This is a genomic window from Chryseobacterium sp. MYb328, assembly GCF_037572595.1.
GTDB lineage: Bacteria > Bacteroidota > Bacteroidia > Flavobacteriales > Weeksellaceae > Chryseobacterium > Chryseobacterium pennae.
In genome coordinates this window covers 1-23,063 of sequence record NZ_JBBGZQ010000039.1, presented here as the reverse complement: position 1 = coordinate 23,063, position 23,063 = coordinate 1, and the positions used below count along the sequence as shown (strand labels likewise).

Genomic DNA, 23,063 nt, shown 5'->3' with positions numbered 1-23,063 from the left:
ACACTTAAATAAATAACTTTGAAAAAACTATTATTTCTGCTTATTACAGCAACTCTATCTTCAAATTTTTATTCACAGAATGTAGAATTTTTAGAATGTGGAACTGACGAATTAATGAAAAAGCATTATGCTAAGTTCCCGAACGAAAAGATCCAGGATGAAACCTTCAATCTGGAATTATCCAAAATGATAAAAACTGGAAAACTGGCTGCTAAGAATGGCCAAAACCAGATATATGAAATTCCCATCGTTGTACACGTTGTAGGTGACGGAAGCCCAATAGGAAATGTTAATAATAAGTCTGATGCAGATATTATTGCCTGGGTAAACTATACCAATGGTGTTTTTGCAGGTAGCCCATCCAGTGGAATGGCTGCTACAAGTTCAGCTTTACCTGTAAAATTCGTTTTTGCGAAGATAGATCCTAATTGCAATGCAACCAATGGAATCAATAGAATTGATGCTTCCGGACTTCCAAAATACGTAAGCGGCGGAGTAAATGATGACAATACGACGAATGCAGTACCCGCAACAGAAATCACTGCTATGGGGCAATGGGATACCAGCAAGTATTATAATATCTATGTTGTGAAAAAACTAACTTCCAACGCTGGTGGATTAAATGGTTATGCTTATTATCCAGGAGGGAGTAACGATTATTCTTTCATGGCCACGAGTGCCTCGGCAGTCAATGCACAGACTTTAGCCCACGAATTTGGTCATGCTTTAGGGTTAAGACACACCCACGAAGGCTATAATGCTACTACAGGAGATTGCCCGGTAAATACCGACTGTACCCTGAATGGAGATTTGGTATGTGATACTGAACCTATGAAAAGTCTTTATCATGCTTCTGTTCCAAGAAACTGCCAGGCCGGACAAATCAACCCATGTACAAGCCTTGTATATGCTGGTGGAGAAAGAAATGTAATGTCTTATACATTTTGCTTCAGAGACTTGTTTACCCAAGGACAAACCGATCGTGCCACAGCACAACTTCTTAAGTTCAGACAATCCTTAATCAACTCTCCGGTTACTTCAAGTATAACCCCCAATAATAATGTATCCCTTACCAATGCATGTACTCCAACAACAATAAGCACTCCTGGAAATTATAACATCGGAATTACTGCTGTAAAGTTTGGAAGTATCAACAATTCTTCCAACAATTACAAACAGCCAATCAATAATTTCTATGAAAATTTTACCGGAAGCTATTGCCTGGGGACCAGTAAAACCACAATTCCTAGCAACACAGCAACCACAATCGCTGTTGCTCCGGGAACAAGCAACAACCACCTTATAAAAGCCTATATTGATTACAACAATGATGGCCAATTTGATGAAACTACAGAGCTTATTTTGAATCAGACAGGGGTAGCTAATGGCTCATTTGCTACCGCCTCCGTAACTCCTCCATCAAGTGCTGTATTGAATACTCCTTTAAGAATGAGAGTTATTGGTGATATAGCAGGCACTATCATCACATCATGTTATACACCAAAATATGGGCAAGTAGAAGATTATTCCGTCACCATAGTACCACAGGCTACATTGTCTGTAAACGATGTAACTTCAAAGAATAACTCATTCATCACCAAGGATGAAAATTCAGTATATGTAAAAGGGGAATCAAAAATTGCTTCATTACATATCTATGATGCATCAGGAAAGCTATTGGTAAACAGAACAGACATCAATGCTTCCGAATTTAGACTTCCCATCAATCAAAAGAGCACAATCATCACAGTAAATGTAGTGCTAAAAGATGGAAAGGTACTGACTAAAAAATTACAGTTTTAATTAAATGAAATAAACAAAAAAGAGAGCAATTAGCTCTCTTTTTTAATAGTAATATTGAATCTTTTTTTGGAAAATAAAAAAATCGAAAAACTTTGATATTATTATTGAATATTACACTGATATTTTATGCCGCTATAAAAAGAAATAAAGACATTATATTACACCAAATAGTGATAAAATAATTTAAAACATATATCTTTGAGGCTTAAAATAAATAATAGACTAATTTCTATGAAAAAAATTATTTGTGCTTCATTTCTGGCACTACTCGCCCTTTCTTGTTCTAATGATGACAATGAAAATACTGTATTGACATCACCAACAATATCTACGACTCAAAGTCAGGCAAAAGGAGTTAGAGAACCCATATCCAGTAAAAACGGAGATTTTATTAAAGTAACTGAAAATGGAAATGTATACTTTTGCATTCTTTTCAGAGGAAGCTGGAGGCATGTTGCTTCAGAAATGACATGGAATGGTCTGTTTACTTCACCTAAGACTTTCAGATATACTTTTAATTCACGTATGGAAGCTACAGTCCTTACCGCAAAAGGATTTGACAGTCCATTACTTGCAGATAATGGTTTAATTCATGATGTTACAACCGGAAAAATTTATTTTAGAGAGGGTAATACCTTGAGATGGATTGTCAGCATGGAGATTTTCAATGCTTATAAATTCAGCATGGCTGCGGTTCAAAATGTTAATAACATTTCAAATTATACGATTTTATCTGACATTAATTAATAAATTATAATGGCTTAGAGCATAGTTTCTCAACTATTTTCTAAGCCATTATGTATTTCAAATATTGAACTAGAGATTTCTTAATAAATCCTATATTTCTTTATTTATTACTTCTTTTCTTCTTCAAGTTCCACTTCATGTCGAAGCTGTGCTTTGTAAAGAGTGGCATAATATCCATTTCTATCCAGAAGTTCCAGATGCTTTCCTTCTTCAACAATTTTACCGTGCTCCATCACAATGATCTTATCCGCCTTTTCAATCGTGGAAAGCCTGTGGGCAATAATGATAGAGGTTCTGTTTTTGGTAATTTTTTCCGTAGCTCGCTGAATCAGTTTTTCACTTTCATGGTCAATAGAAGAAGTAGCTTCATCCAGAATTAAAATTTTAGGATCAGACAGATAAGCTCTCAGGAACGACAGCAATTGTCTTTGCCCTAAAGAGATTGAAGAACCTCTTTCACTTACCACATAGTCATAACCACCTGGAAGTTTCTCAATAAACTGATCTACTTCAATTTCCTTAGCACCTGCTTTTATTTTTTCCAGTGTAATACTATCATCACCAAACGCCAGATTTTCAAAAATACTTCCGTGGAACAGAAAAACATCCTGCAATACCACCCCAATATGGCTTCTCAGATTATAAAGTTCATAATCTTTTAAATCCACATCATCAATAAGAATATTTCCTGAATTGATATCATACAATCTTGTGATCAAGCTGATAATTGTAGATTTTCCGGCTCCTGTAGCTCCTACAATGGCCACTGTTTCTCCGGGATTTACTTTAAAATCAATACCTTTCAGTACTTCCTGCTTTTCATCATAAGCAAAATGCACTTTCTGGAATTCAATTTTACCGGCAAAGTGATCTTTTTTCACTGTTCCTGTATTGGTCATAGAATTTTCTTCATCCATTAATCCCAATACTCTTTCAGCGCCTACAATTCCTCTCTGGATATTATTGAAACGGTCTGCAATCTGTCTTAAAGGACGGATCAGCATGGATATATACTGTATAAAAGCAATCACTACTCCGGCACTGATGGTAATATATCCTCCATAAAACAGGATAAATCCTATAAATAATGATGAAATAAGTTCTACTACCGGGAAGAATAATGAGAAAATGAAAACAGTTCTCAGCAATGCTCCTTTCAGCGTAATATTGATATCATCAAATTTTTTAAACTCAGATTCCTGTCTGTTGAATACCTGAATAATGGGCATTCCTGCCAGTCTTTCCTGTACAAAAGAATTTTGTGTTGATGTCCAGTTTCTTTCATCACCAAAAGCTTTTTTAAGCCTTTTCTGGAAAAATCTTGTAATCACCACCATTAAAGGCAGAATGGCCAAGGTAATATAACTCAGATGAACGTTTGTACTGAACATCATAATCAATACAAATACAATTCTCAGAATATCTCCAAAAACCATTAGAAATCCATCCGTGTATACTGTTGCAATGGTTTCTACGTCTCCTACAGCACGGGTTACCAATTGACCGATAGGAGTTTTATCAAAAAAAGATGTTTTAAAGTAAATCAGTTTAAAGTATAATCGCTCTCTAATGTCCCGGATTACATTCTGGGAGATAAAGTTTGAAAAATAAACTAGGAAAAAGTTTAAAACCGTTTCGGCAAACACCAATCCCACAAGGATATAGATATGTTTCATCATCAAAGCTTTGTCCTGTAGCTTTGTGATGTCATTATCCACCACATTCATGGTAAGGTATGGTCTATAAGTAGAAACTATTGAGAGTATTACGGAAATTACTAAAGTAAGGATGAACCAAGAACGAAACTTCATTCCGATAAAGAACAGCCTTTTTACAATTCCCCAGGTATCTTGTTTTTTCATTATACGAATCGAAGAAAAGAATTAAAATTCTATGCAAAAATAAGACTTTATAAATTGTCAGCCCGTACAACTTTTGCAAATCGTTATAGAAAATGTAAGATACCTATCATTTACAGAATGAATATCTTTCGCAGTTACCCTCATTTTTATTGAGTATGTTGAAAGGGTTGTTTTTAATTCTGCAATTCTTCCGAACCCTTACCGATCTGTTGAATTTCTATAGAGGGCTTTTGCAGATTCTCTTGCTTATATTTTCTTTCAAGGAGCAGATAAACACCCCATACTGCAAGAAGAGAAAGTAGCCAACCTACCAGATTAGCCGCAGAAAAACCTGTATAACTTACATTATTTACAGCCTCTGGATCAGTGGAAGCTAAATAAACACCGTAAGACATTCCTAAAATAATCTGAGTTCCCAGGTAAACTCCTATAGCCAGAAGCCCCAGATGCCATTTCACTTTTCCGAATTTTTCTGCTAACCGTGCGTAATACCGGTAAGCTCCAATAAGAATAAGAATTGATAACATGACTATAGTTTTTTAGTTTTTATTTAAAATTCGTAACCTACATCCACAAGATACAATCCATGGGCAGGAGCAGAAGTTCCGGCAGCATTACGGTTTTTATCTTCAATAACTCTTCGGAGGTCTTCCGGTTTTAGTTTTCCTGTACCGACCTCTACCATTGTTCCCACAATAGCACGAACCATATTTCTAAGAAAACGGTTGGCAGAAACAGTAAACTTCAGTTCAGCTCCATTCTGTTCCCATTTTGCAATATATATTTTGCAGATGTTCGTTTTATTATCGGTTTTTAATTTGGCAAAACTGGTAAAATCCTCATATTCAAAAAGAATCTTACAAGCTTCATTCATTTTATCTATATCTAAAGACCTTTTCCAGTGCTGCCAGGCAGATTCCTGGGTGAACGGATTTTTTTCCAACGAAATATAATATTCGTAGGTTCTGTAGGTGGCGTCAAAACGGGCGTGAAAATCATTTTTCACCCTAAAAATTCTTTCAATGGAAATATCCGGTGGAAGAAAACTGTTCAGTCTTCGTGGAAGTTCATCGCTCAATTCCTGCTCCGTATCAAAATGAGCAAATATTTTTTTGGCATGAACACCTGTGTCCGTTCTTCCAGCACCGGTAGTTTTAATCTCTTCTCTTAAAATGGTGGAAAGGGCTTTTTCCAGTTCTTCCTGCACGGAAATAGCGTCCGGCTGTATCTGATAGCCGAAATAATTCTTTCCGTTGTAAGAAAATTCTATAAAGTATCTCAAAGTATTATTATAACTCCACAAAAATACTTTAATTTAACAAATATTTGTTGAAAACTCTTTGAGAATATTACTCCAATGCTTATGAAAATTCCTATTTTTGCATTCGTATGAAAAGATGGTACCTTTATCCTTTTTCCCTTGCTTATCATATGGTAACGGGTATCCGAAACACAATGTATGATCTGGGGATTTTTAAATCAACGAAATTTAAAACACCGATAATCAATGTCGGAAACCTCTCCGTGGGCGGAAGCGGAAAATCACCAATGGTGATGTATCTTGCCCAGTATTTATCCAAACATTACAGAACCGGAGTTCTTTCACGAGGTTACGGAAGGCTTACCAAAGGCTATGAAGTAACGAATTATGAAAGCAACTACAAGATTGTAGGGGATGAAGCGATGCAGCTTTTTGAACGTTTTAAAAACCGTTTTGTCATTGCTGTTTCAGAAGAACGTGTTCCCGGAGCCAAAAAAGTAATCGAAGATATGGATCTCGGAGCCTTGATCCTTGATGATGCAATGCAGCACCGTGCAATCAAAGCAGGGTTCAATATTCTGATGACTGATTTTAATGATCCGTTTTTTAAAGACTATCTTCTTCCTGCCGGAGACCTTAGAGAATCCAGAGCTGGCTCAAGGAGGGCGGATATCATTATGGTAAGCAAATGTCCTGATGAACTGACGGAGGAAACCAAAAGGTATTATATTTCAAGAATCAGACCTTCTTATAACCAAAAAGTATTCTTTTCATCTATCGGTTATGATGAAAATGTATACGGAAAAGATAAAATGCTTCCGGATAATAACCTGAACTATTACGATATTTTACTGATTACCGGAATTGCGAATCCTAAACCATTACTGGAACATCTGGCAAAATTTTCAAAAAGAGTTACCCATCTGAAATTCAGAGATCATCATAATTTCACGGATGATGATATAAAAAAAATCCTTGCGGAGTATAAAAAATTAGGAGAATATAAGCTGATATTAACCACAGAGAAAGATTATGTTCGTCTGAAAACTTTTGATTATCTTAGAGAAATTGTTTACTACTGGCCTATCAATGTCATTATTGATAAGAAGGAAGAATTCAATCAAATCATCTTAGATTATGTTAGAAAAAATTCATGAGACAGCTGATTTCATTAGAAATATCATTCAGGAAACTCCTGATTTTGCTGTTGTTTTAGGGTCCGGACTTGGTAAACTGCAGAATGAAGTAGAACCCATCCATATTTTAGAATACAAAGATATCCCCAATTTTCCACAGACTACTGTAGTAGGACATACCGGAAAGCTTATCTATGGAATACTGGAAGGGAAAAAAGTATTGATGATGAGTGGCCGTTTTCATTATTATGAAGGGCATTCTATGGAAACCGTAACTTTTCCGATCAGAGTTTTTCATCTATTGGGAATTAAAAATCTTATTCTTTCCAATGCCTGTGGCGGCGTAAATCCTGACTACAGTATTGCAGATATCGTTATTTTAAAAGATCACATCAATATGATGCCTGAACATCCGCTTCGTGGCAAAAATATCGACGAGCTTGGACCACGATTTGTGGATATGAGCGAACCTTACAACAAAAAAATGATTGCGGTAGCCGAACAGGCTGCTGCAGAAAACAATATTAAAATCCATCAGGGAATTTACGTTGCCCTGCAAGGCCCTACTTTTGAAACTCCTGCCGAATACGGAATGATTAAAGCCATCGGTGGTGATATGGTAGGAATGAGTACCGTTCCTGAAGTAATTGTTGCCAGACACATGGGAATGGATGCATTCTGTATGTCTGTAATTACTGATCTTGGCGGGCCAGACATTGCTTTTGCTGTTTCTCATGAAGAAGTTTTAAATGCCGCAAATAAAGCAATGCCGAATGTAATTACCGTAGTGAAAGGCTTGATTAAAAATTACCAATAGCCCCCCCCTGCTTCAATCTCAAAAAATATTCTTTCTAAAAATTAACGTTTACTCTCGGAGAGAGTTTATCCTTGATCTATACAATATTCATAGAAATTATCAATAATATAAATTTTTCCCAATTCATCAAAAATCAATCTCAGATTGCAATGCATTGCTTAGTTTTGTGTAAATGAAATTGTAGAATGAGAAAGTTGTTATTAATTTTTATGGTAGGTCTGTTCGGACTGAGCTATGCACAAAAAATTCCTACTGCTCTTAAAACCGGGTTTTCCAAAGAAGCTTTAAAACAAAAGCTGGAAGATGAGGATGGAAAAGCGATTACCATCCAGGAAATTCTGGATCAGCATAAAGGAAAAGTTTTAGTAATTGACTTTTGGGCCGGATGGTGCAGAGACTGTCTTCAGGCACTTCCAAAAGCTGAAATATTAGAAAAAAACAATCCAAACGTTGACTTTGTGTTCCTATCACTGGAAAGATCCAAAGAAGGCTTTGATAAGAGCCTTGTAAGATTCAATATGAAGGAAAAAGATAATTATTGGTTTGCTTCCGGCTGGAAAAATGATTTCAACAATTATGTGGACCTGAACTGGATCCCAAGATATATGATTATTGATCAGAAATCTGCTATTGCAAAATATTATGCTATTTCTCCTGAAGATCCTGAGATTCAGCAAACCATAGATAATCTTTTAAAATAATTTTTAAAACATCAAAACCCTGAAGTTTAAACATCCCATAAAAAACGGAATGTTTAAACTTCATTTATTTTTTATACCATGATCACAAGAGAAGCCACAGCGCAGGACTTAGAAATCCTTTTAACTTTTGAGCAGGGCATTGTTTCTGCAGAAAGACCTTTTAACAGTACTTTAATTGATGGTGAGATTCATTATTATGATCTGAATGAATTCATACAATCATCAGATGCCACTTTAATTGTTGTAGAAGACCATGATGAAATTATTGCATCGGGGTATGCACTTATTAAAAATTCAGAGAAGGATTATAATAAATTTAAAAACTATGCTTACTTAGGCTTTATGTATGTAAAGCCGGAATACAGAGGGAAAGGAATCAATAAAATAATTACTGATGAACTTATCAGCTGGGCAAAATCCAGAGATGTTTCAGAAGTAAGACTGGATGTTTACGCTGAAAATGAATCTGCTGTAAAAGCTTATGAAAAAGCAGGTTTCGAACCTCATCTTCTTACGATGAGACTGAAACCATAAGAAGGCGGAAAGCGGGAAGATAGAGGCTGGAAGTAATCTAAGTGTTACCAACAACCAAATATTATTTTAATTACTTTTCAATCAATTGGTCATACTTTTATATCGACCTTATTAACTTCCCTCTTCCAGCTTCTTGCTTCCCTTTTATAAATAATGGAATCCATATCTTCGCAATATGGATTTTTCTTTGCCGCTTCGAAAAATTATTCATGTGGATATGAACCTATTTTATATTTCTGTAGAGAGTATAATAATTCCTTAAACGAAAACTCATTGCTATCAAATACCTAACATTATGGATATCAAATCAGTTAACAGCTATTAGATAAGAACTATTCACTAATTATCTACAGTAAAAGTCTTACCTATTCCTTTGATTTATCAATAAACATAAACTATCTGAGTACATAATCTTACTTAAATATTATATTTTTGTAACATTTAAAAATAAATCCCTTAACTTGGATATATTTTCATTTAAAATATCTATTTTTACTTAAAATAATACACCTATAAATACTTATAAGTGTTCTTTCATGATTTACCATCTTATATTTAAGAATAAAATACAAACTATCTGTTTTTATTCTTAAATAATCTGTTGAAATAATATTTCAATACAATATCAAGAAACTATACAGGAAAATCATCCAGATATAAAACTCTTTGAAAAATAACAAAAAAAAACATGGTATTAAGGAAAGCACAAGAACAAGATTTAAAAGTACTTTTAGAATTTGAACAGGCTGTCATTTCAGCAGAAAGGCCTTTTAACAAAACTCTAATTGGAAATAAAGTTAATTATTATGATTTAAATTTTTTAATTACATCAGAAGATGCAAATCTTATAATTGCTGAAATAAATAATGAAATAGTTGCATCAGGCTATGCAATGATAAAGGAAATAGAAAGGAATTTTTATAGTTTTAAAAAATACGCTTATCTTGGTTTCATGTACGTGAAACCAGAATACAGAGGAAAAGGAATCAATCAAAAGATAATCCTAGAACTTACTCAATGGGCAAAAGAAAAAAATATTTCTGAAATAAGATTAGAAGCATACAGCTCAAATCAAAAAGCAATAAGCGCCTATAAAAAATCAGGTTTCGAAACATTGGAAGTCATAATGAGATTACAGGTATAAGTAAACAATCTATGAATATACAGGAATCCATATCTTTGTGATATGGATTTTTCTTTGCCGCTTCGTAAAATTATTCACGTGGATATGGATGCATTTTATGCTTCCGTGGAGCAGCATGATAATCCTGCCCTGAGAGGAAAACCTATTGCAGTAGGCGGTCAGCACCGTGGTGTAGTAGCAGCGGCAAGCTATGAAGCCAGAAAGTATGGTGTCCGTTCTGCTATGCCCAGTAAAACAGCAAAGGAGAAATGTCCGGATCTGATATTTGTTCCGCCACGTTTTACCCGATATAAAGAAATTTCTAAAATAATCCGTGAGATCTTCTATGAATATACTAATCTTGTAGAGCCTTTGTCATTGGATGAAGCCTATCTGGATGTCACCGAAAATAAAAAAGGAATAGAATCTGCCAACCTTATCGCAAGGGAAATCCGTCAGAAAATATTTGAACAAACAGGCTTAACAGCTTCTGCGGGAATTTCTGTCAATAAATTTTTAGCCAAAGTAGCTTCTGACATCAATAAACCTAACGGCCAGAAAACCATTCATCCTGATAAAATGGAAAAATTTCTGGAAGAATTGCCCGTGGAAAAATTCTATGGAGTTGGAAAAGTTACGGCTAACAAAATGTTCAGTTTAGGTATTTATAAAGGAAAAGATTTAAAGAAAAGATCGCTTGAAGATCTGGTAAGAATCTTTGGAAAATCAGGGCAGCATTACTACAATGTAGTTCGTGGCATTCATACTTCGGAGGTAAAACCTCATCGGATCCAAAAAAGTGTTGCGGTAGAAAGAACTTTTTTTGAAGATCTTTTTGATGAACAGCAGATCAATGAAAAGCTGGACAGCCTGAGCCAGGAACTTCATCAGCGTTTACAGAAAAACAATATTCTCGGAAGAACTTTAACCTTAAAAATTAAGTATAAAGATTTCTCGCTTTTTACAAGAAGTATCACCCGGGAAGAATATTTTACAACTCCGGAAGAATATTTCAATACAGGAAAAAAGCTTTGGGAACTTCGCCCCTTTGATAAAGCAGTTCGCTTGCTTGGATTGTCTCTTTCTCATCTGAATACGGAAGAAAAAAAACTGGTTTCCGTTCAACTAAAAATCCCGTTTAAAGAATTCGAAAATTAAAAGATAATATTTTTTGCTAACTTGTATTCACCAAATCAGCAAATTATATGAACCCAACAATGATTCAGTTTTTCCACTGGTACTCTGAAGGTGACGGAAAACTATGGAAAGAAGCCGAGAAAGAAGCCAAATACCTTGCTAAATTGGGAATAACTTCCGCATGGTTTCCTCCCGCCTATAAGGGAACAAATGGTGGATATTCGGTAGGATATGATACCTACGATCTCTACGACCTTGGTGAATTTGATCAAAAAGGCACTATATCCACCAAATATGGTACTAAAAAGGAATATTTAAAAACAATCAAAGCTTTAAAAAACCAAAATATAGAGGTTATTGTAGATATTGTTCTGGGCCATAAAGCAGGGGGTGATGAACTGGAAAAGTTCAAGGTGGTAAAAGTGGATGAAAATAACAGGGAAAAGGTGATTTCAGATGTCCTGGAAATAGAATCCTATACTAAGTTTACTTTTCCCGGAAGAGGAAAAAAGTATTCTGATTTTGAATGGAACTTCACTTGTTTCAGCGGCGTAGATTATGCGGAACACATGGAGTCTCATATTTATAAAATACAGTCTGAATATGGAGACGACTGGGAAGAAATGATCCACGATGAGAAAGGAAACTATGATTATCTGATGTATAATGACATTGAACACAGAAATCCTTTTGTACGGGAAGAGCTCAATAGCTGGGCAAAATGGTATTTTGATGAAACGGACTTTGACGGGGTTCGGCTTGATGCCTTGAAGCACATTTCTTTTGACTTTTACAAGGAATGGCTTACTGTGCTTCGTTCCAATTCCGGTAAAAATATTTTTGCCGTAGGCGAATACTGGGCTCCCGGATATCTTCATCTGCTTCAAAAGTATATTGAAGTTACTGAAGGCTGTATGAGTCTTTTTGACAGTTCACTGCAGAACAATTTTCATAATGCATCCAAAGAAGGTGGCTCCTATGATCTCAGAAGAATTTTTGAAGAAACCCTTACCCAGGCAGATCCTTTACATTCAGTGAGTATTGTTGCCAATCATGACACTCAACCTTTACAGGATCTGGAAGCTCCCGTTGAATCGTGGTTTAAGCCTATTGCCTATGCTTTAATTCTATTGCGAAAAGATGGCTATCCATGTATTTTTTATCCGGATTTGTACGGTGCTCATTATATTGACAAAGACGGAGCGGGAAATGATCAGGAAATATTTATGCCGAAAGTAGATGGTATTGAAGAGCTATTGAAAGCCAGAAAAGATCATGCTTACGGTGAACAGCGGGATTATTTTGAGGACGCCAACTGCCTCGGATGGATACGCGAAGGCGATAACGAACATACAGGATGTGCCGTAGTCCTCAGTAATAAGGATGCTTACAACAAACCTATGGAAGTTGGGAAACATTATGCAGGGAAAAAGTTTAAAGATCTGTTGAAAAGATTCAAAAATAAAGTAATCATTGATGAAAATGGCTGGGGAGATTTTCCTGTACCTGCCGGAAATGTGAGTGTCTGGATTTTGGAATAAAAAACAAAGGCACACATAATAAAGATGTTTCTGCTCATGTATGCCTAAAGACTTTTTTTAAACTCTATAATTTTGTTTAGCAATAAATAAATTTACAGCTTTTGAAGTCCCTTGCCCATTCACAGCAATCTCCCTCTTCTGTCATTGTACAGCATACTTTGTCAATAATGACTCCGCCATCTACATTTTTCAATTGTCTTCGATCCAGTTTTCTCATGTTCTGAAAAAGTTTTGTTTTCATAAGGTTATATTTTAAAAATTTGTTTCATAAATATAATAAAAACCCACCACAACCAACTACAAAACAATGAAATAAGATTAAAATACAACAACAAAAGAATATTAAAATGAAAAAAAATTAACAACTCCAGTCTGTATCTAAGATTTTATTTTTCCCATTGTTAGAATTTCCGGTCGCTCAGATTGATCAGAAATTTTTCCATTTCTGGCAAATTCTGCCCAAAGTGCTCTTAGTTTCTTACCATTTTCATGAATACGTTCCCAGGGAATATCTTTCAGCATTTCCGAAGACTTCCATGCAGATTCATTACCAAAGATCAAAGGAAGATCAATGCAATGTGGCGCTCCGATATGATTATCTTTTAATTTGGAATGTATTCTGAAGAGATAGACATTTCCACCGCCTTTAGCATAGTTATCTGCAAATTGCCGGGCTGGAGCTCCGTAAATAATATCTGTTGTCTTTTCAACTGTTTTATCCATAAGCTTTAACCCAAATCCTTTTCCAAAATATTTATTTAAAGCTTCTGAGGTTTTGAGATAAAATGCGGTTTCATCATTATTCAAACCAATCAACACATCATATTTCGCTGCATTTTTACGCCATTTTTCAACGGATTCTTCTTCTTTACATAAAGGTGAAAATCCATACTGAATACCAAAAGGCATTGCCGCTTTCAAACCATATTTTATAACAGAAGGAACGAATTTTCCATACTCTTCCATCATCTTATAAACATCCACCTCATCTTTAACTTCTTCTGTTTTCTTTAAAAATTCTGCAGACATTTTCTGTCTTTTATGGCGCAATCCCAATGGAGCACTCTGAATAATGACCCGATGAAATAAACCATCAACTCCTTCTGAAATCATCAAGTGAGCTATTGCATCTCCTCCGGAAGACTGACCAAGCAAGGTTATATTTTCCGGATCTCCGCCAAAATCTACAATATAGGTTTTGATCCATTTCAACGCTTCAATTATGTCTAGTAATCCTAAATTAGGTGGTCTTTTTTCATCGCCACCTAAAAACCCAAAGAGTCCCAAACGATAAGAAACCGTAACCACAATAATGTTCTGTTCTTTTACCCATTCTGCAGGATCAGCAGTTGGAAGGTCTCCACATCCGATTTCGTGGGAACCACCGTGAATCCAGACAACAATGGGAAGTTTTTCATTTTCAAAAAAGGTTTTTGGTCGGGCTATGGAAAGATATTGCGTGGATTCTTCCGGTTCAAATTCTTCAACAGGCGTTGCTCCAATCATTTTTTCCACAAGCGGACTTAATTTTTGTGGACAAACCGGAGTTTTATCCTCGAGTCTGTTATCATAGATAAAATGTTCAACCGGAACTGGCTTTTGAAATCTTTCTGAACGGGCATAGCGAATGCTCTTAGCTCTTATTATTCCCTCTTCCTTCAATCCTGTAATAATTCCAAACCGAGTATTGAACACATGAGTTTCTTTATTCTGTGGTTTCATTTTGAAATGGTGAAAACTTTTACCATTAAAGATAATGCTGTTTCTTGAGAATAGAAAATTTAAGTTGCTTTTTAACCCCAGATAACAATAATAAAAAAACAAATTTTCATTATGATATTCCTGTATTAGTGGCTATCTATTTTTGCCGCTAATACACGAATTATTTTATCAGACTGAATACTATTTCTGATCTATATTTATATCAATTCAGGATTTTGTATTCGCTTGGGGAAATTCCGACTTTAGTTTTAAAAAGCCTTGTGAAATGCTGTGGATATTTAAAACCGAGATCATAGGAAATTTCGCTGATTGATTTTCCCTGATCCATGATCTGTTCTTTGGCAATCTCTATGAGTTTATTGTGAATTAATTCCTGTGGGGAAATTCCCAATTCTTTTTTGATAAGGTCTCCGAAGTAATTTGCTGAGAGATTCAGTTTTTCTGCAAAGTAATTCACCATAGGAAAACCTATATTTTTAGGATTATCTGATTTTAAATAATCATCAACAAGGTTTTCAAATTTTCCGATCACTCCCTGATTGATGTGATCTCTGGTCATAAACTGCCGGTCGTAGAAACGCATACAGTAATTCAGGAACAGCTCAATATTATTTACAATTAATGACTTGCTGTGTTTATCAATTGACTGCCCAAGTTCATGTTTTATATTTTTAAAACAATCCAGGATAATCTCTCTTTCTTTTTCCGAAAGGTGTAATGCTTCATGTACATCATAGGAAAAGAAATTATAGTCTTTTATATTTTTCCCAAGATGGGTTCCTTTTAAAAGATCCGGATGAAAAATCAATGCAAAACCTGCCGGCTGTACAGATTTTCCTTTATTGTAAATTCCATAGGTTTGTCCTGGCGCAATGAAAACCAGTGTCCCCTCCTGATAATCATAACTATGTTTTCCATACTGCATATCTCCACACATCACATCTTTCAGGAAAACGGTATAAAAACCAAATTTTCTTCTGTACTGACAAATGGGATCTGATTTAGAAAAATCTATCACACTTACCAACGGATGCAATGTTTCATGATGGGCCATTTTATTATATTCTGAAACACTGTTATAGATTTCAACCTCCTGATTTTCCATGAAGTATATTTTTTTTACTATTCAAAATTACCAATTTTCGACATAACAGATACCTTGTCTGTAAAATTGGTAAGTAATCCGGTAATCTGTATAAGTTGAATTTACCGGAAAGTTTCGAATTTTGTCCCGTTATGGAAACTTTTAATACAAACATTTTTCCGAGAGGGGAAAAAGCTCCATCAGATTATTTTTCAGGAGGTACAGCCTGGGTCCAGGTCCTGAAACCTAATGAAGATCAACTGAACTGTCAGATCGGAAATGTAATCTTTGAACCCAAATGCAGAAATAACTGGCATTCTCATGGAGGCGGACAAATTTTAATTGTAACTTCAGGAACCGGTTATTATCAGGAAAAAGGAAAACCGGTACGGATCTTACATCCCGGAGATATCATAAATATATTACCGAATGTAATCCATTGGCATGGGGCGGCTCCCGACAGTGAATTCACGCACATCGCTATCAATCCCAACACGCAGAACGGGATTGTAGAATGGCTGGATCCTGTAACGGATGAGGAGTATAGTAATTTATAACACAACTTATTAATTTAATTAAAAAAATAATAAAAATGAGCACATTTACAGTAAAGGCTTATGGGGCAGAGTCCACTACAGCAGACCTGAAAGAAATGAATATTGAAAGAAGAGAGGTTACTTCCCAAGATGTAGAAATTGAAATTCTATATTGTGGTGTATGCCATTCGGATCTTCATACAGCAAGAAACGATTGGGGCGGAACCCTCTACCCTGCTGTTCCCGGACATGAAATTGTAGGAAGAATTACGAAGGTAGGAAGTGAAGTATCGAAATTCAAAGTAGGTGATCTTGCAGGAGTAGGATGCATCGTAGATTCTTGTGGGCATTGCAACAGCTGCCAGCATGATCTTGCACAGTATTGTGAAAATGGATTCATCGGAACTTATAATGGAAAAGACAAGCATTTGGGAGGTCATACTTTTGGTGGTTATTCTCAAAAAGTAGTGGTAGATTCTGAGCATGTTTTAAAGGTGCCTGAAAATCTTGATCCTGCTGCTGTAGCTCCTCTTCTTTGCGCTGGAATTACAACCTGGTCGCCTTTAAGACACTGGAATGTAGGTCCGGATTCTAAAGTAGCTGTTGTAGGATTGGGTGGACTGGGACATATGGCAATTAAACTTGCAAAAGGTTTGGGTGCTGAAGTGACTTTATTTTCAAGAACTCCGGGAAAAACTGAGGATGCAAAGCAACTAGGAGCTGACCATGTTATTATTTCTACGGATGAAGAACAAATGAACTCAGTGAAAGGAAAGTTTGATGTGATTATTGACACTGTTCCTTATGTACACGATGTAAACCCTTATGTAACGACTTTAAATATTAGCGGAACTCATGTTCTTGTAGGATATTTAGGAGGCCTTGAACCTATTCTGAATACAGTTCCTTTAATTTTGGGAAGAAAATCTGTCGCAGGATCTGTGATTGGAGGTATTGCTGAAACTCAGGAATTACTGGATTTCTGCGGGGAACATAATATTGTTTCAGAAATTGAAATGATCAAAATGCAGGAGATCAATGCAGCCTATGAAAGAATGCTGAAAAGTGATGTGAGATACCGTTTTGTGATCGATATGCAGTCTTTGTAATTCTTTCTGTCAGATATAGTAAAAAAAGGTATTCGAATGGAATACCTTTTTTATTGTTTTAAATTGTTACTAAAGACATTTTGATTTTTATCAACTTTATACCTGTTTTCTTCAACACATTTATGATCATGTCTTTCCATATCCTGAAATGCCCATTCTGCCATGGCATCAATAACTGGGGCCAGTTCATTTCCAGCCTCACTCAATTTATAAGTAACATGTGGCGGAACAACAGGTTTTGCCGTTCTTATGATCAAGCCATCTGCTTCAAGTTGCTTCAGATGCTGAATCAACATTTTTTCTGTAACAGCAGGAATAGCTTTCTTCAGCTCGCTATACCTTTTTTCTCCTGTGGAAAGGTTGAACAGGATAATAGGTTTCCAAAAACCTCCAATCCTCTCCATAACATACATTACAGGACAATCCTGTGTTATTTTTCTGTTTTCCTGAATGGTTGAACTTTCTTTGATTGCTGTCATAGTTACACACTTTAGGGTAAGTACTTGTATAAAAGTAAGTACAAATATAACTTTGTATCAGGAAATAAAAAAATATTTATGATGAAATCGCAACAGTTTGCTAAATTCACATAAAACAATCAATACTAAGTGTTTGCATCTAACTATCACAATAAAAACAATAAAAATTTACATATGAAAATTATCATCACAGGATCATTAGGAAATGTTGCTAAACCTTTGACAAAGCAACTGATAGAACAAGGACATGACATTACTGTTATCAGCAGCAATGAAGCCAGAAAACATGATATTGAATCTTTAGGCGCAAAACCTGCTATCGGATCTATTACAGATCTTGAGTTCTTAACACAGACATTTAACGGGGCAGATTCAGTATTTGTGATGACTCCACCCGCCATAAGTGCTGGCAATATTGTTCAGAATACCATCAATACCGGAAAGAAGTATGCAGAAGCTATAAAAAATGCCGGAGTAAAAAGAGCCGTAATGCTAAGCAGTGTCGGAGCGGGATCTCCTGTAGAAAACGGGCCTATCAAAGGGCTTCATCATATTGAGAAACTTTATAATGAAGTTGAGAGCACTTCATTTACATTTTTAAGAGCAGGTTATTTTTACACTAATTTCTTTAATGATATTCCCTTGATTAAAAATGCAGGAATTATTGGAGGAAATTATCCTGAAAATACAGAAATCCCTGTGGTACATCCAGCAGATATTGCCAAAGCAGCGGCAGAGGAATTGGTGAAAAATGAGACTGGCAAAAATATCAGATATATTGTAAGTGATTCCCGAAAAGCTTCTGATTTTGCTAAAATATTAGGAGCAGCAGTTGAAAAACCAGAACTTCCTTGGGTGGAATTTTCAGATGAGGATTCTTTAGGCGGAATGCTTCAGGCTGGTTTACCGCAAGACATGGCCGAACTATACGTTGAAATGGGATTGGGAATGAAAACAGGAACCGTACAAAAAGATTTTATTGAACACAATTCTCCTGTTACCGGAAGTACTAAACTGGAGGATTTTGCTAAAGAGTTTGCTTCTCAGTTTTAGACAGGAAAAGAAAAACCAGAGTTTTATTATTGATAAAATTGTCAGAAAACAAAATACTCTCCAGATTGGAGAGTATTTTTACTTTGTTAATAAGAGGCAAACTTCAAAAGTCTGCCTGTATAAAAAATAAGGGTAATAATTAGTTTTTAATTAATTTCAGGGCTTTATTCTCTGTACCTGTTTTTACAAGTATCAGATAAAGTCCTTTTACAAGCGCTTTTACATTCATATCAATTTTTGGCCCTTTCTGCTTTTTCAGAGACATTACCTGTCTGCCTGAAGCATCATATACATAAACATCTACATCACCTTTATTATTTACAGGAAGCATAATTGCTGTAATATCATCTGCAGGATTAGGGGCAAGCCTGATCCCTTCTTCTGATTTCACCGTGTTATCTTTTACTCCAAGAGTAGAAGTAGGAATTATAGATTTGATCAGCCATCCATAAGATGTTGCGCCTGGGTCACTGGTCATACGAAGTCTCACGGCAATTTCATCACCGGGAGTAAATCCTGATAAACTTAAAGAGCTATTCTGAAATAATGTTTCATTCACATTAGCTGCTGAAAGAGGAGTTCCTCCATTTGTCCAGTTACTAAAGGATGCTTCATCATACACCCCCATTGTTGTCCAATTTACAAGATCTTTAGATCCTTCCACATAGGCAAAGTCATATCCTGCTTCTGTAAGTGCCATGTGTCTCATTGTCATTGCAGAAGCAGGTCCTACAATCACAGGAGTTCTCATGTAGGTCTGATAATTGGTATTGTTTGCATAGGGATGACCTATATTATTCAATACATTATAAGTAAATTTATTAGACACATTATCTACCACAAATTTACCTGCCCCGATATATACATCGCTGGTGGTAAATGCAGGAGCATTAATAGCTGATGATCCATTATTAAAGCTGATGATCTCTACAGGTTTTATGTCTTTAATGGTTTCCTTAGTTCCATTAGCATATACTCCTAAGACTGAAATACTATGCATTCCTTCTGGCAGACTTGAAGTGGTAGTGAACGTGTAATCTGTATTCGCCTGGGTACTGGAAATTGTTGACACATACGCATTATCTACGAAAACCTTCAGACTTGTAATCTGTGGATTATCATAATTAAATACTGCTTTTGCTTTTGTATCGTGAATTGCTACCTGGCTGGCACTCTTGATAAGGGGGCGTCCTACATATTCAGGAAGGGTATAAGTAGCCAGCTCAGGAATAGTTGCAGTCCAGACTCCTCTGCCATGGGTTGCAAGCACCACCTGATCATTCACAATTTTCATCTGCCAGATAGAGACGGGTGGCATAGTGGTTACCAAAGACCAGGTTGCCCCGCTATCTACCGTTTCAAATATTCCTATATCTGTTCCTGCCCAAAGAATCCTCTCATCAAATGGCATTTCAATTAAGCTATGTACCGGAACATTTGGAAAACCTGTAGACGTAGATCCTGTACTGTATCCTGAAATATCCGTCCATGTTGCTCCAAAGTCATTTGTCTTTACTACTTTAGGCTGATTGGATACAGAAAACAACACATATGCCCTTGCTTCATTGGTACCGGAAGCAGAAATCCCGCTTATGTTATAAGTGCCTGTTGTCGGCATACTCCCTGTTGTTTTTGTGAAACTCAATCCGTTATCTTTTGACACATTGATCTTGGACGTGGTACCTGTACCTCCGGAAACCTGAGCTCCGGCCCATACTACATCAGGGTTTGCAACTGATACTTTAACGGTTGCAGCTGAGTTACTTCCAGCCCAACTTCCATTGTTTGCAGATGTAAAGCTGGTGAGTCCCCATGTCCTTCCAAAATCCAAAGACCTCCAGACTCCGCTTGACGAAACAGTAAATACAACATCAGGATTATTATTTGCATTAGCTAACTTCGAATAAAATGGAGATTTAGCGCTTCCATTATCCGGATTAGTTGCTGAGAAAATACTATTCATGCTGACTCCCTGTTCTGACCTTCTAAAGTTATTATACTGCGATCCGAATAACAACTCATTAGTTTTTTTATAGTTCCATAAGACCTCAAAACCATCTCCACCATATAATGACAAATAATTTGAGGTACTGGAAGCGGGAGCTGTAAGGGTAGCTGATGATCCATTATCTTGGGCACCTGCAACGTAAGCATCGGCTCCGTTCTTTTTATCCGCGCCATAGAACTGCGTTGTATTTAACCCTATAACAGGGGCAGACCAATCCCCTTGAGTTTCCCCGGGATTTATTTTATATTGGGTAGAGTACACTCCTCCATCATTGGTTAACAACAATCTAAACTTAGTTGAATCATTGGGGTTGATCTGGCAGACAATACCATGTTGATCCGGATGTACTGAAGTATTAAGGTAGCTGTTGTTATAACCACTGGCAATGGAAAGTACATTATATGAATTATCTGTGGTATCTACAGTAACTTTTGCAACTGAAACTCCGCCTATGTAAATAATATTTTCATTAAACGGGTGTGCTGCAACAGCATTATCATACCAGCCCTGTGTTCCCAGAATATCTTTACTGTTTCCTGACTTATAAGTTAGCTCCTGAAAACTACCTCCTGCATCAGATGACATATATATCGATCCATTCTCACAGCTCAGGTAAATTTTGTTCTGATTAACCGGGGATACTGTGATCTCCATCCTTTTAAAGGGTTTACTGAGAGCAAGGGGATCAAATACTTTTGTCCAGGTGGCTCCTCCATCAGTAGATTTAAGAACACCCAAAGTATTAACACAAGCATATATGGCACTAAAATCACTATTTGCGACAATATCCTGAGCGTTGCTATAGGTTGTTGTTCCTACAGTTGATCCTGTAAATGTCTGAGTCCAGGTAGTTCCTCCATCCTGAGTCATATAGATTCCTTTTGAAGTACCTACCAATAGATGATTAGAATCAACAGGATCTATCAGCAACCTTCCAACATCTCCAAAAGCAGCAGTATTGAGTAAGCGTGTCCAATGTTCTCCTGCATCTGTAGATTTGATCAGCCCAGCACCGGTTATTCTATCCAGATTACCAAATGGCTCTCCTGTTCCAGCGTAAACAATGTCTGGATTTTGAGGAGAGATAGCAAGCGTAGAAGTGGCCAGGTTAGGAACAGCAAAATCAGTGGTGTTCCTCCAGGTTGTCCCTGCATTTTCAGTGATCCAGACTCCGCCTCCTACAGATCCTACATACCATTTATTAGGGTTCTGAGGAGCAATCACCAAACTCCTGTCTCTTCCCGGAATATTATTAGGTGCTCTTTCAGTAAACACAACATTATTAACAGAATAAACACCATTTTTTGAAGCAACAGAAGACTTTTGCTGCGCTTTCTTAAGTGTAGGACTGTTAAGAGCTTTATTATACTCTTTCAGTAGGTTTCCATCTTCATAAAGCATGGTATTGGTCCCGACAGGCATGGTAATATGGCGTCTGTACTCTGCCATCTCTTCAATTCCTTTCCTTTCTTTGATTCCGGATTTTTCTTCTCTTAATTTCTTATCAGCACGATGTCCCATCACCATTTCTCCGGGTTTTACCATACTCATCAGTAATTCTTTTCTAAGCTGAATTTCCGCTGATCCGTCACCAAAGCTTTCAAATACCTTATTAAACTTTGGATCATTATAGGCAAGTGTCTTGTTCAGGCTTTGTTCTTTTTGTCCCTGAGCCAAGACTTTTTTATCAGCCGGAATTTTAATTTGATCCTGTTCCTCTGATTTTTTTTCTTGTTTTTTTACCATTCTGTCAACATTTGATGACCGCTGGCGGCTGGTGTCTGTCTGTGTATTGAAATGCTGGCAGGCATTCAATAAAAAAACAGCGCTTATTACCATTACTCCATTTCTGACATAGTTTTGTTTCATTCTGTGGTTTTTTTTATGGGTATTAAAATATGATCATCATCGTTTTTTTCATCCTCTCCGGTCTGTGCTTTTATCACTTCCCGGTAAGGGATTATTACAAGAACATTGTCTGGCCTCCAGTAAATAGTATCTGCAAGGATCTTTGTTCTTTCTTTTTTGAGAATACTGGTCTTCGTTTCTGTGACATAATAGCTGAGCCACTTGACCGGACTGAAAGAATTTTCTTCGTATTTATAAAATAGAGTAAATTGATGATCAGGACTTAATTTCCTAGAATATTTACCCTCCATGTCTTTATCCGGATAACTTGGTTTGGCAGCAGGTTGACAGCTCATCAGAAACAATATTATTACACTAATCAATGTTTTCATACTATTCAAAATAATTCACTTTTAAAGATATAAAAATAACAATACGAAATTGATAAAAAAAACCAAATAAAAACACATTAGTTAGTTAATTTATATTTGTTTTATTTAATAATTACACAACAAAACAGCATAATCTTTATCCCCTATATAGTTTCGGCGCGCCTTTGGCG

At 36.2% G+C, this 23,063-nt stretch carries 21 protein-coding genes; 12 read left to right on the top strand and 9 right to left on the bottom strand.

What is annotated here, in order from left to right; genetic code table 11:
- The first annotated feature begins 18 nt into the window (after positions 1 to 18).
- Together WH267_RS24280 and WH267_RS24275 are read left to right on the top strand one after the other, a co-directional pair.
- Positions 19 to 1,803: a GEVED domain-containing protein gene (locus tag WH267_RS24280; RefSeq protein WP_340011559.1), complete on the top strand. Its 1,785-nt coding sequence runs from the start codon at positions 19 to 21 to the stop codon at positions 1,801 to 1,803.
- A gap of 231 nt (positions 1,804 to 2,034) precedes the next feature.
- Positions 2,035 to 2,550, top strand: a complete 516-nt coding sequence (locus tag WH267_RS24275; protein ID WP_340011558.1) for a hypothetical protein — start codon at positions 2,035 to 2,037, stop codon at positions 2,548 to 2,550.
- A 107-nt stretch (positions 2,551 to 2,657) separates the two neighbouring features.
- Here the strand turns inward: WH267_RS24275 and WH267_RS24270 are convergent, their stop codons facing one another.
- The 3 genes from WH267_RS24270 to truA all read right to left on the bottom strand — a co-directional run bounded on the left by WH267_RS24270 (position 2,658) and on the right by truA (position 5,694).
- On the bottom strand, positions 2,658 to 4,412 hold the full coding sequence (locus WH267_RS24270) for an ABC transporter ATP-binding protein (RefSeq protein WP_340011557.1): 1,755 nt from the start codon (positions 4,410 to 4,412) through the stop codon (positions 2,658 to 2,660).
- A 173-nt stretch (positions 4,413 to 4,585) separates the two neighbouring features.
- On the bottom strand, positions 4,586 to 4,939 hold the full coding sequence (locus WH267_RS24265) for a hypothetical protein (protein WP_340011556.1): 354 nt from the start codon (positions 4,937 to 4,939) through the stop codon (positions 4,586 to 4,588).
- A gap of 23 nt (positions 4,940 to 4,962) precedes the next feature.
- The gene (truA, locus tag WH267_RS24260) at positions 4,963 to 5,694 is read right to left on the bottom strand and encodes a tRNA pseudouridine(38-40) synthase TruA (RefSeq protein WP_340011555.1); all 732 of its coding nucleotides are present in this window, start codon (positions 5,692 to 5,694) and stop codon (positions 4,963 to 4,965) included.
- Positions 5,695 to 5,801: 107 nt separating this feature from the next.
- On the opposite strand from truA, the gene lpxK reads away from it, so the two are divergent.
- The 7 genes from lpxK (at position 5,802) to WH267_RS24225 (ending at position 12,662) form a co-directional block, all read left to right on the top strand.
- Entirely contained in the window at positions 5,802 to 6,830 is a 1,029-nt protein-coding gene (lpxK, locus tag WH267_RS24255; RefSeq protein ID WP_115970279.1) for a tetraacyldisaccharide 4'-kinase, read from the top strand.
- Positions 6,811 to 7,626, top strand: a complete 816-nt coding sequence (locus tag WH267_RS24250) for a purine-nucleoside phosphorylase (RefSeq protein ID WP_340011553.1) — start codon at positions 6,811 to 6,813, stop codon at positions 7,624 to 7,626. The genes lpxK and WH267_RS24250 overlap by 20 nt, the downstream gene beginning before the upstream one ends.
- Before the next feature lie 185 nt (positions 7,627 to 7,811).
- A complete protein-coding gene (locus WH267_RS24245; RefSeq protein WP_340011552.1) occupies positions 7,812 to 8,327 on the top strand; it encodes a TlpA family protein disulfide reductase in 516 nt (171 codons plus the stop codon).
- A 78-nt stretch (positions 8,328 to 8,405) separates the two neighbouring features.
- Positions 8,406 to 8,861: a GNAT family N-acetyltransferase gene (locus WH267_RS24240; RefSeq protein ID WP_340011550.1), complete on the top strand. Its 456-nt coding sequence runs from the start codon at positions 8,406 to 8,408 to the stop codon at positions 8,859 to 8,861.
- Positions 8,862 to 9,549: 688 nt separating this feature from the next.
- Positions 9,550 to 10,005 (top strand): GNAT family N-acetyltransferase, encoded by a 456-nt coding sequence (locus WH267_RS24235; RefSeq protein ID WP_340011548.1) that lies wholly within the window; start codon positions 9,550 to 9,552, stop codon positions 10,003 to 10,005.
- A 42-nt stretch (positions 10,006 to 10,047) separates the two neighbouring features.
- Entirely contained in the window at positions 10,048 to 11,142 is a 1,095-nt protein-coding gene (dinB, locus tag WH267_RS24230; protein WP_340011546.1) for a DNA polymerase IV, read from the top strand.
- 47 nt (positions 11,143 to 11,189) lie between these two features.
- Positions 11,190 to 12,662 (top strand): alpha-amylase, encoded by a 1,473-nt coding sequence (locus WH267_RS24225; protein WP_340011544.1) that lies wholly within the window; start codon positions 11,190 to 11,192, stop codon positions 12,660 to 12,662.
- A 76-nt stretch (positions 12,663 to 12,738) separates the two neighbouring features.
- On the opposite strand, the gene WH267_RS24220 is transcribed toward WH267_RS24225, so the two are convergent.
- From WH267_RS24220 to WH267_RS24210, 3 genes are all read right to left on the bottom strand, one after another.
- A complete protein-coding gene (locus WH267_RS24220) occupies positions 12,739 to 12,903 on the bottom strand; it encodes a hypothetical protein (RefSeq protein ID WP_165852191.1) in 165 nt (54 codons plus the stop codon).
- 137 nt (positions 12,904 to 13,040) lie between these two features.
- The gene (locus WH267_RS24215) at positions 13,041 to 14,384 is read right to left on the bottom strand and encodes a carboxylesterase family protein (RefSeq protein ID WP_340011543.1); all 1,344 of its coding nucleotides are present in this window, start codon (positions 14,382 to 14,384) and stop codon (positions 13,041 to 13,043) included.
- Positions 14,385 to 14,586: 202 nt separating this feature from the next.
- On the bottom strand, positions 14,587 to 15,489 hold the full coding sequence (locus tag WH267_RS24210) for a helix-turn-helix domain-containing protein (RefSeq protein ID WP_340011541.1): 903 nt from the start codon (positions 15,487 to 15,489) through the stop codon (positions 14,587 to 14,589).
- A 131-nt stretch (positions 15,490 to 15,620) separates the two neighbouring features.
- Here WH267_RS24210 and WH267_RS24205 point away from each other — a divergent pair, with 131 nt between their 5' ends.
- Positions 15,621 to 16,025, top strand: a complete 405-nt coding sequence (locus tag WH267_RS24205) for a cupin domain-containing protein (RefSeq protein ID WP_340011540.1) — start codon at positions 15,621 to 15,623, stop codon at positions 16,023 to 16,025.
- Between the two features lie 35 nt (positions 16,026 to 16,060).
- On the top strand, positions 16,061 to 17,113 hold the full coding sequence (locus tag WH267_RS24200) for an NAD(P)-dependent alcohol dehydrogenase (protein ID WP_340011538.1): 1,053 nt from the start codon (positions 16,061 to 16,063) through the stop codon (positions 17,111 to 17,113).
- 50 nt (positions 17,114 to 17,163) lie between these two features.
- Here WH267_RS24200 and WH267_RS24195 read toward each other — a convergent pair whose 3' ends face one another.
- Positions 17,164 to 17,592, bottom strand: a complete 429-nt coding sequence (locus WH267_RS24195; RefSeq protein WP_123320849.1) for a winged helix-turn-helix transcriptional regulator — start codon at positions 17,590 to 17,592, stop codon at positions 17,164 to 17,166.
- Positions 17,593 to 17,766: 174 nt separating this feature from the next.
- Between WH267_RS24195 and WH267_RS24190 the strand changes: the two genes are divergently transcribed.
- Entirely contained in the window at positions 17,767 to 18,645 is an 879-nt protein-coding gene (locus WH267_RS24190) for an NmrA family NAD(P)-binding protein (RefSeq protein WP_340011536.1), read from the top strand.
- A gap of 139 nt (positions 18,646 to 18,784) precedes the next feature.
- Here the strand turns inward: WH267_RS24190 and WH267_RS24185 are convergent, their stop codons facing one another.
- Together WH267_RS24185 and WH267_RS24180 are read right to left on the bottom strand one after the other, a co-directional pair.
- Entirely contained in the window at positions 18,785 to 22,522 is a 3,738-nt protein-coding gene (locus WH267_RS24185) for a VPS10 domain-containing protein (RefSeq protein ID WP_340011534.1), read from the bottom strand.
- A complete protein-coding gene (locus WH267_RS24180; RefSeq protein ID WP_340011533.1) occupies positions 22,519 to 22,857 on the bottom strand; it encodes a hypothetical protein in 339 nt (112 codons plus the stop codon). Before WH267_RS24180 ends, WH267_RS24185 begins: the two co-directional genes overlap by 4 nt.
- Positions 22,858 to 23,063: the final 206 nt, after the last annotated feature.